The 8460-nt window shown below is 68.6% G+C and carries 3 protein-coding genes; all 3 read right to left on the bottom strand.

From position 1 onward, the window contains the following. Window positions 1-43: 43 nt before the first annotated feature. The gene (locus ABT023_RS11795; protein WP_350884356.1) at window positions 44-2464 is read right to left on the bottom strand and encodes an immune inhibitor A domain-containing protein; all 2421 of its coding nucleotides are present in this window, start codon (window positions 2462-2464) and stop codon (window positions 44-46) included. A gap of 316 nt (window positions 2465-2780) precedes the next feature. Continuing rightward, window positions 2781-5084 (bottom strand): immune inhibitor A domain-containing protein, encoded by a 2304-nt coding sequence (locus ABT023_RS11790; protein WP_350884317.1) that lies wholly within the window; start codon window positions 5082-5084, stop codon window positions 2781-2783. A 349-nt stretch (window positions 5085-5433) separates the two neighbouring features. Then, window positions 5434-8226 carry an immune inhibitor A domain-containing protein gene (locus ABT023_RS11785; protein WP_350884315.1) on the bottom strand — a complete coding sequence of 931 codons (2793 nt, stop codon included), beginning with the start codon at window positions 8224-8226 and terminating at the stop codon, window positions 5434-5436. Window positions 8227-8460 lie beyond the last annotated feature (234 nt).

Here is an 8460-nt window from a genome sequence, read left to right as displayed (position 1 = left end):
GGTGGACTGCCCGGGCATCGCGGTGGTGCGGTCGATCAGTGGATCAGGAGAAGCGGACCTTGACCGAGGTGCCGTTCTGCTCCAGCACCTTGATCTTGGTGCCGGTGGCCGGGACCTTGACGCCGTGGTTCGGCAGCTCCGGGTACCAGTACTGCTTGGTGTCGTCGAACAGCGGCTGCGCGGCCTGGCCCCGGACGTACTGGGCCTGACCGTTGATGTGCAGCGTGAACGAGTCCGCCTTCTTCAGGCCGAACGTCGCGTCGTAGACCTGGACGCGGGCCCGCCACGGGTTGCCGGTCAGGTTGTAGATCGGCTGCGGGTGCGAGTCGATGATCATGTTCCGACCCTCACCCGGGTGCTCGAACGTGTCGTTGTCCGCGAACCGGAGGTTCCAGTACGAGATCAGCAGGCCCTCCTGGTACGCGTAGTGGTCCACGTAGTCCGGGCGGGTGTTCGCGTAGCCGAAGTAGTACGGGCCGGTCTTCAGGTACTTGTCGTACGAGACGTACGTCCGGTTGCCGGCGATGTAGTAGTTGTCGAAGAGCCGGGTGTAGGTCCCCGCGACGATGCTCCAGCCCTTGGCCACCCAAGCGCCGGTGCCGGTCTCGGCACCGTCGGTGGACAGGGTCTGACCGTCGGCGGTCACCGTGATGTTGTCGCCGAAGAAGCCGCCCTCGGCGACTCCCCCGTCGGTGAGGTAGTGGAAGCGGAACTGCACGACCTGGCCGGCCAGCGAGTTCAGCGGGATGTTGATGTCGGTCCACCGGCCCGCGCTGCTGCCGCTGAGGCCCGGCGTCGGGTCGGTGTTCGACACCGGCGGGATCGGCCTGCCGTCCACGGTGCCGGGCAGCGCGCCCCAGGTGGCCCCGCCGTCGGTCGACGCCTCGAAGAAGAGGTAGTCGTAGCCCGACTCGATGGCGAACCGGCCCTTGAGCGACAGGGCCGCCGAGGTCTTCCCGGTGAGGTCGATCGTCCTGGTCAGCGTGGTGTCCAGGTCGTCGTCGTTGCCGGAGAAGAACTGCTTGGCACCCTCGAACGGCTGGCCGTAGTCGAAGGTGTACTCCCGCTGCGGGAGCACCACCACGGCAGCCTGCGGCTTGGCGGAGTTGTACTCCTGCGGGCCGAGCTCCAGGGTCTTCTTCTGGCCGGCCTTGACCACCTCGTAGTCGAGCCAGCCGAGCTGGAGCTTGTTCCAGGCGCCGAGGTCGCCGCCGCGGTCGCCGATGCCGGCGTCCTCCTTGGCGTTCAGCCGGCTCTGGGCCATCAGGGTCCAGTGCTCGTTGTTGTTGTCGCCGCCGTTGAGGTTGTTGTAGTCGTCCGGCAGGCCCAGGTCGTGCGCGTACTCGTGGTAGAAGACGCTCCGGCCGCCGTTCTCCGGCTGGACCGTGTAGTCGCGGATCCAGATGCCGGTGTTGCCGATCTGGGTGCCGCCGATCGGGAAGTTCACCGGGCCGGTACGCGAGGTGTTGTACGCCGACCAGCGGTGGCTCCAGATGGCGTCCTCACCCTGGTGCGGGTCGCCGTCGGCCTGGTCGCCGCCGGAGTGGACGATCTGGAAGTGGTCGATGTAGCCGTCCGGCTCGTTGAAGTCGCCGTCGCCGTCGTAGTCGAACCGGTCCCACTGGTCGTAGGACTGCATGTCGGCCTTGATCTGGGCGTCGGTGCGGCCCTTGGCCTTCTGGTCGGCGACCCACTGGTTGGCGGCGTCGCGCACCAGGTCCCAGGCGTTCTGGCAGTTGTTCGCCGCGCAGACCGCCGGGTCGCCCGTCGGGTCGTTGTCGGCCTTCGGGTCGTTCGAGCGGCCGTACCGGGCGGCGTTGTACTTGACCTTCACCCAGTCGGTGACCTGGCCCTCCACGGTGTAGCGCCCGGAGGACTGGGACTCGTAGTACTGCTTGACCGACTCGTCGCCCTGTCCGGTGCCGAAGTACAGCTTGCGGAAGTAGTCCGCGCTGTAGTTCGCCTGCCACACCGTCGAGTTGTCGACCGCGCGGTTGGGCTGGGGAATCTGGTTGTGCACCGGCCCGTTGAAGGTGGTCGGGCCCGCGATGGTCGGGTTCGTGTCCTTGTCCGGGTACGCCGGGTCCCGGTCGTCGCCGAACTCGGCCAGGATCACGAAGATCTTGTCGGTCCGCTCCCGGGCCAGCTCGACGTACTGGTCCTGCTGGCCCGCCTTGGCGTTCCGGGCGCCGGCGGCCGCCGCCGCGCTGCCGGCGGTCTCGCCGACCTTGACGACGGTGCTGCCGTTGATCTTCTGCGCCTTGGCCCGGCCGGAGAGGACCTCGCTGAGTCCCTCCTGACGAAGCGCGCGGCGCTTGTCCTCGAGCTTGTCCGGCAGATCGTGATCCGCCTGGGCCTCGGCGGCCGACGGGGCGGTTGCCGGGAGCTTCGGAGCCGGCGCGGCGCTGGCGGACGTGCCGACCACCAGTCCCGTCGCCGTCAACGAAAGCCCGAGCAGACCCACTGCGACTTTCCGCACGTGGTACCTCCGGTGTGAGGGAACCGACCCAACGGGGGTACGGGCCGGTGAGAGATCCCACTAGTGGGACCAATGGTGAACATAGAGTCTCCCGGGACGGGTGGGAAGACGCGTACGTCGATTTGTTGCAAACTTTTGTTGGGAATGCGTTCCACCGTCACACCCCTGTCGCTCTCCGAACGGTTGAACAGCGTGGACGCCGGGGCAGGAATTGCAGTGACAGATCTCGATCAGTAGGCATCGACGCAGACGGAAGGGGCCGGTGGCGTCGCCGCCACCGGCCCCTTCATCGATCAATGGATCAGTTGCTGACAAGCAGGACCATGTTGTCGGTTGCCTTCTTGCCCTGCGTCACAATCGTGATCTTGGTGCCGGTGCCGGCCACCTTCACCGAGTTCTGCGGGTTGCCGGCCGTCCAGTAACGGTCGACGTCGCTGTCGTTGAACACCGGGTTCGGGTTGAGCTTCGGCACGGTGACCGCCACCCCGTTGAGGTGGAAGGTCTGCGCCGGCTTGACGAACCAGCTGAACGTGGCGTCGTAGCCGCTGCGCCGGTTGGTGATGGCGCGGTCGCCCACCTTGATCTGGCCCGGGCGGACGTCGACCGGCAGGTTGAAGCCGAAGCCCGGGTGCTGCGAGGTGTTGTTGTCGCCGTACGCGTAGTTCACGTACCAGATCAGCAGGCCGGGCTGGTTCGAGAACCGCTCCACCCAGTTCGGGCGGGTGTTGGCGAAGCCGTAGTTGTACCCGCCGGTGCGCAGCGTGTCGTCGTACCCGAGGTACGTCCGGTTCTCCGCGATGTAGAAGCGGGGGTACGAGTCGGTGACCGAGCCACCCATCCGGGTGAAGCCCTTGGCGGTCCACGCGGCGTCCAGCGTCTCCGCGCCGTCGGTCCAGGTGGTGGCGCCGCCCTTGACCAGCGAGATGTTGTCCAGGAACGCGCCGGCCAGGTGCACGCCGCCGTCGCTCTGGTAGCGGTAGCGGAACTGCACGCTCTGCCCGGCGTACGCGGACAGGTCGTAGGTCAGGTCGACCCACGCGTCGCTGCTGGAGCCGTCGACCCCGGTCTCGCCGGCGTCGATGAGCGAGTTGCTCAGCGGCGCCCAGGTGGCGCCACCGTTGGTGGACACCTCGGCGTACAGGTAGTCGTAGTCCTCTTCGATGTCGTACCAGGCCTTCGCGGTGATCGACGCGGACGTCGTACCGGTCAGGTCCAGCTGACGGGTCAGCGTGGTGTTCAGGTCGTCGGCGCTGCCGCCCCACCACTCGTTGGCACCCGCGAACGGGGTGTTGTACGAGGTGGTCTGGGTCTGCGGGGGCAGGTTCACCACGGCCGCCTGGGCCTTCGGCCCGTCGCTGTCACCGGCCGGACCGATCGGCAGGATGGTGTTGCCCTTGCCGTACTCGACCGTCGAGTGGTTCAGCCAGCCGAGGAAGAGCTTCGACCACGGGTCCATGTAGCCCGGGGTCGAGCCGATGTCGTCGGTGCCACGGCTGAGCCACGAGCCCGAGGCCATCAGGCTCCAGAAGCCCACCCCGTTGTCGCCGCCGTTGGTGTCGTACAGGTCCGGCAGGCCGAGGTCGTGGCCGTACTCGTGCGCGAAGACGCCGAGGCCGCCGTTCTCCGGCTCCGTGGTGTAGTCACGGATCCACATCCCGGTGTTGCCGATCTGCACGCCGCCGGCCAGGTTGCCCGCCGGGCCGGCGCTGCCGGCCAGGTTCGGGAACGCGGCCCACCGGTGCGACCAGATGGCGTCCTCGCCCTGGGCGCCGCCGCCGGCCTCCTCGCCCTCGCCCGCGTGGACCGCCTGGAAGTGGTCGACGTAGCCGTCGGGCTCGTTGAAGTCGCCGTCGCCGTCGAAGTCGTACCGGTCCCAGACGTCGAACTGCTCGAGGTAGTCCTTGATCTGCTGCGGCGTCTTGCCGGCCGCGACCTGCGAGTCGTACCAGGACGTGGCGCTGTCCTTGACGAAGTTCCAGTAGCCGTCGGCCTCGGAGATGGCGGGGCTGCCGTACCGGGACTCGTTGAAGGGCACGGTGACCCAGTTGCTCACGTCACCGCCGACGGTGTACCGGCCGCCGGACTGCTTGAGGTAGAAGTCCCGCATGGACTCGTCCGCGCCGTAGAACATGTCCATGTAGTGGGCCCGGTTGAAGTCGGACCGCCACAGGGTGCTGTTGTCGTCGGTGGCGCCGCCGTCCCAGTTGCGGTCCGGCGCGGCGATCTGGTTCACCTGCGGGCCGGCGGTCCCGCCGGTGCGCGGGTCGGTCTGGTTGCCGAACTGGACCAGCATCGTGAAGATCGGATCGGTCTTCGGGGCCTGCTGGTACTCGACGAACTTGTCGTTCTTGACCTGGATGACCTTGGAACCGTTGCGGGTCTGGAGCTTGACCTTGCCCTGCAGCAGGTCGGCGATCGCCTGCTTACGGACCTCCTGGTGCTGGTCCGCCTTGGCGTCGGGAAGGCTGTCGCTGCGGCGCTCCGCCTTCTCGGCGCCCGGGGTCGGCTCCGCCGTCGGGGCGGCGGACGCCGGGGCCGTGACGACGCCGGCCGCCAGCAGCGCGGCCGCGGCCGAGGCCAGGCCCGCCGTGACTCGTCTCCTCAAAGATCCTCCTTTGTGGACTGTTACATGACAGGCACGACCGGGGTCGAGGCTGTCATGGGTGCGTCTGCCACCCTGGCAGAGGAGTCGGTCGTTGTCACTGTCCGGTGAGCGCGGACAGCCGATCAGGACGTCCGGCAAAGGTCGGCAAATCGGGGCCAGGGCGACGCGATGCGACCTGACCTCACATTACGTTTTGGCCACGATCACCCGGCGTGTCGAGGGTCGTGCGGGTCCCGTCGACGGAGCGCCGCCCGACCGGGGGCACGCTTCCCGGACGACGCAGGCGGGGCCCGCCCGGAGCGGTGTGCTCCGGACGGGCCCCGCCCGATGTTGCGACGCGCCTGAGGGGTCAGGGCCGCGCCGAGGTCACCCGCACCGAGGCGACGGTGTTGTCCGACGTCGCCTGCTTGACCGTGAGCGTGACGCCGAAGTGCACGTTCTGGCTGGCGGGGTTGCCGTTGCCCAGCACGATCGCCCCACCGCCCAGCACGACGCCGTAGAACGACCGGGCCGGCGTACCGTCCGGGTTGACCACCCGGGTGGTGTACGGCGCGTTGCCCCGCGACGGCAGCACCACGGAGGCGTCGTTGTCCCGGGCGTACGGCGACCCGTTGCGCATCTCGATGCCCGGGTACCAGGTCTTGGCGTCGGTGAAGCCCGGCACCGCCGGCTGCGCGGGGAAGCTCGTGCAGTACTCGCTGTACGGCTCGCCCGCCGCCTCAAGGCACTCGGTGAACGGCTTCGTCTTCTTCAGGCCGAACGCCGCGTTCGACGACTGGGGCCGGCTGGGCAGGTTGTCCAGCACCGACGGGTCCTTCTCGGCCGCCGTGCCCTGCCGCCGGTACGGGTCGAAGTGCGAGTCGACGATCAGCAGGCCACCCTTCGCGCCGTAGCTCGGCAGGGCGGTCATCTGCCCGGTCACGTGGTTGACGTCGCCGAGCGCGGTGTCCCGGTACCAGACCAGCATGCCCGGGGCGTTGTAGGAGATCTTGTCGACCTTCCACGCCTCGTGCGAGTACACCGTGTCGTACGTGTACTTCAGGCCCTTGTCGAAGCCGTCGAAGTTGCGCCACTCGGCCAGGTAGAAGTGCGCCCGCCGCTCGGTGCCCGTGTTGATGTTCCAGCCCACGCCGGTGGTGTCGGTGAACGTGCCGCCGGTGGCGGTCCAGCCGTTCGCCCCGCCCTCGACGTCGTCGCTCCAGGTGGTGGCCCCGCCGCCGGTGACCGAGAAGTCGTCGGCGAACCAGTTCCGCTCGTTGAACGCCTCGTCGGTGGCCTGACGCAGCCGAAGCTGCACCGTCTGCCCCGCGTACGCCGACAGGTCGACGTAGTCGTGCCGCCAGCCGCCGGTGGAGCCGGTCAGGCCGTACCGCTTGCCGCCGAAGTCGGCCATCCGGCCGTTCGGGTCGGCGTAGTTGTCATCGGTGGTGACCAACGCGCCGGTGGCGTCGTAGACCTTCTGCTCCGACCAGGTCGCCCCGCCGTCGGCGGACAGCTCGACGAAGCCGTAGTCCCAGTCCTCCTCGATGATGTAGTTGTTCCACATCCAGAACTTCGAGTCGGCCGCCGAGGGCACGCTCACGGCGCGGGACAGCTTGACGTCGGCCCAGTTCTGGTCGGCCCCGCTGTGCCACATCTTCGTGCCGCTGTGCGGCGTGGCGAGGGTGAGCACCTTGTCCGGCAGGTCGACCTTGATGCCGTCCGCCGTGCCGACCGGGGTACGTGAGGTCTGCCCGACCCGGACGACGCGCGGCGCGGAGCCGGGGGCGATGGTCTCCGGCTCGGCCCAGCCGAGCACCCACTTGTCCCAGATGCCCATGTGGGTGGGCAGCGCCTGGAAGATCTCGCCGCTGTGCGACCCGGAGGCCATCAGGTCCCAGAAGTCCACGTCCGAGTCGGCGTTGCCGGAGGTGTCGTAGAGGTCCGGGAGGCCCAGGTCGTGGCCGAACTCGTGGGCGAAGACGCCGACGCCGGCGTCCTCCGGCTGCACGATGTAGTTCGCGGCCTTGAGGTTCGTGCCGGGGATCGTGTAGCCGCCGGGGACGGTGGAGGAGTGCGCCCAGACGGCGTAGGTGCCCTCGTTGCCGCCGCCGCGGGACTTGCCCTGGCCGGCGTGCACCAGCACCAGGTGGTCGATCACACCGTCCGGCTCGAGCAGGTTGCCGTCGCCGTCCCGGTCGGCCTGGTCCTCGATGTCGTAGTCGGCCCAGGGGAAGCTCGGGTCCATCGCGGCGAGGGCGTCGATGGCGTCCGTGGCGAGCCGGCCCGCCCCGGCGGGGTTGTCCGGGTGACCGTTCATCGCCTGCTCACGGCCGGCGACCCAGTTGCCGTTCTCGTCCTGGAAGCAGCGCGAGGCGGCGTACCAGCCCTCCGAGTGCGGCACGGTGATCCACGGGCTGGCCTGCCCGTCCACCGTGTACGCGCCCTTGGACATCTCCAGGTACATGTTGTGCATGGTCCGGCCGGCGAGGCTGACGCCCGGCTGGCCGTCCGGCCCGGTCAGGTCCGTGCGGACCCGCTCGGTGATGCCCTTCTTCGTGTAGAGCATCTTGTCGTAGTGGGTCGGGGAGAAGTCCGGCACCCACATCGAGTTGTTGTCCTTGTGCGGCAGGGCCGCCGGGTTCGCGATGTTGTTGTGCTTCGGCCCGTTCTGCACGGTGCCGGGGACGCAGGTCCGGTCCTCGAACACCGTCTTCGGGACCATCACGCCGGTGAAGTCGTCGTTGGCCTGGTCGTTGAACTCGACCAGCAGGGTGAGCAGCTTGGCGGTCTGGGTGCTCGGGGCCTGCTTGATCTTGCGGGGGCTCTTGCCGGTCTGGACCGACTTGGCCTCCAGCTTCGCCAACTGCTTCGCGGTCGTCGGGTTACCGGCGGCGAACTTGCGGTCGTACGCCCGGGACTTGTCCCCCGCGGGGGTGTAGACCCCGTCGGCGCCCTTGACCTCCTTGCCGCTGGTGTTCGGCTGCACCTCGGGCTCGGCGTAGTTGATGTAGTACTCGTCCGCACCGATCGTGGCTGAGGCTGGGCCGGACGTCTCGGCCGACGCGGTTCCGGTCACGGTCAGTGCCGTGGCCGCGAGGGCGATGGCGGGCAGCGCGACGAGTAGTCGTCGGCGTGACCCGGTGCGCGGATTAGTGTGCATACCGCTCCGTTCTCGGGGCGTGGGGAAGGACGCCGGCCGGTTCGACGCACAGTGACAAAGGTCGAATCGACCGGTGCGGCTGAACCTAGAGGAGAACGGGGTCTTCCGACAGGGGGTGCCGTCCCCTGTGTCCGTTCAGGCCGGTGCGCCCTCCGCCGACCGACCGAGCGGGACGGCCGGGTGACCTGCTGTCGACGTACCCCGAGAAGACAGCGGTGGGTGACGGTCCGCGCG

Source organism: Micromonospora sp. NPDC002296 (assembly GCF_040296145.1).
GTDB lineage: Bacteria > Actinomycetota > Actinomycetes > Mycobacteriales > Micromonosporaceae > Micromonospora.
Note: the sequence above shows the minus strand (reverse complement) of the source record. Positions and strands in the feature narration are given on the sequence as shown.

Excerpts from the sequence above, each read along its gene's own strand:
- ABT023_RS11785 (WP_350884315.1), bottom strand. The coding sequence starts at position 8,226 with ATGCACACTAATCCGCGCACCGGGTCACGCCGACGACTACTCGTCGCG.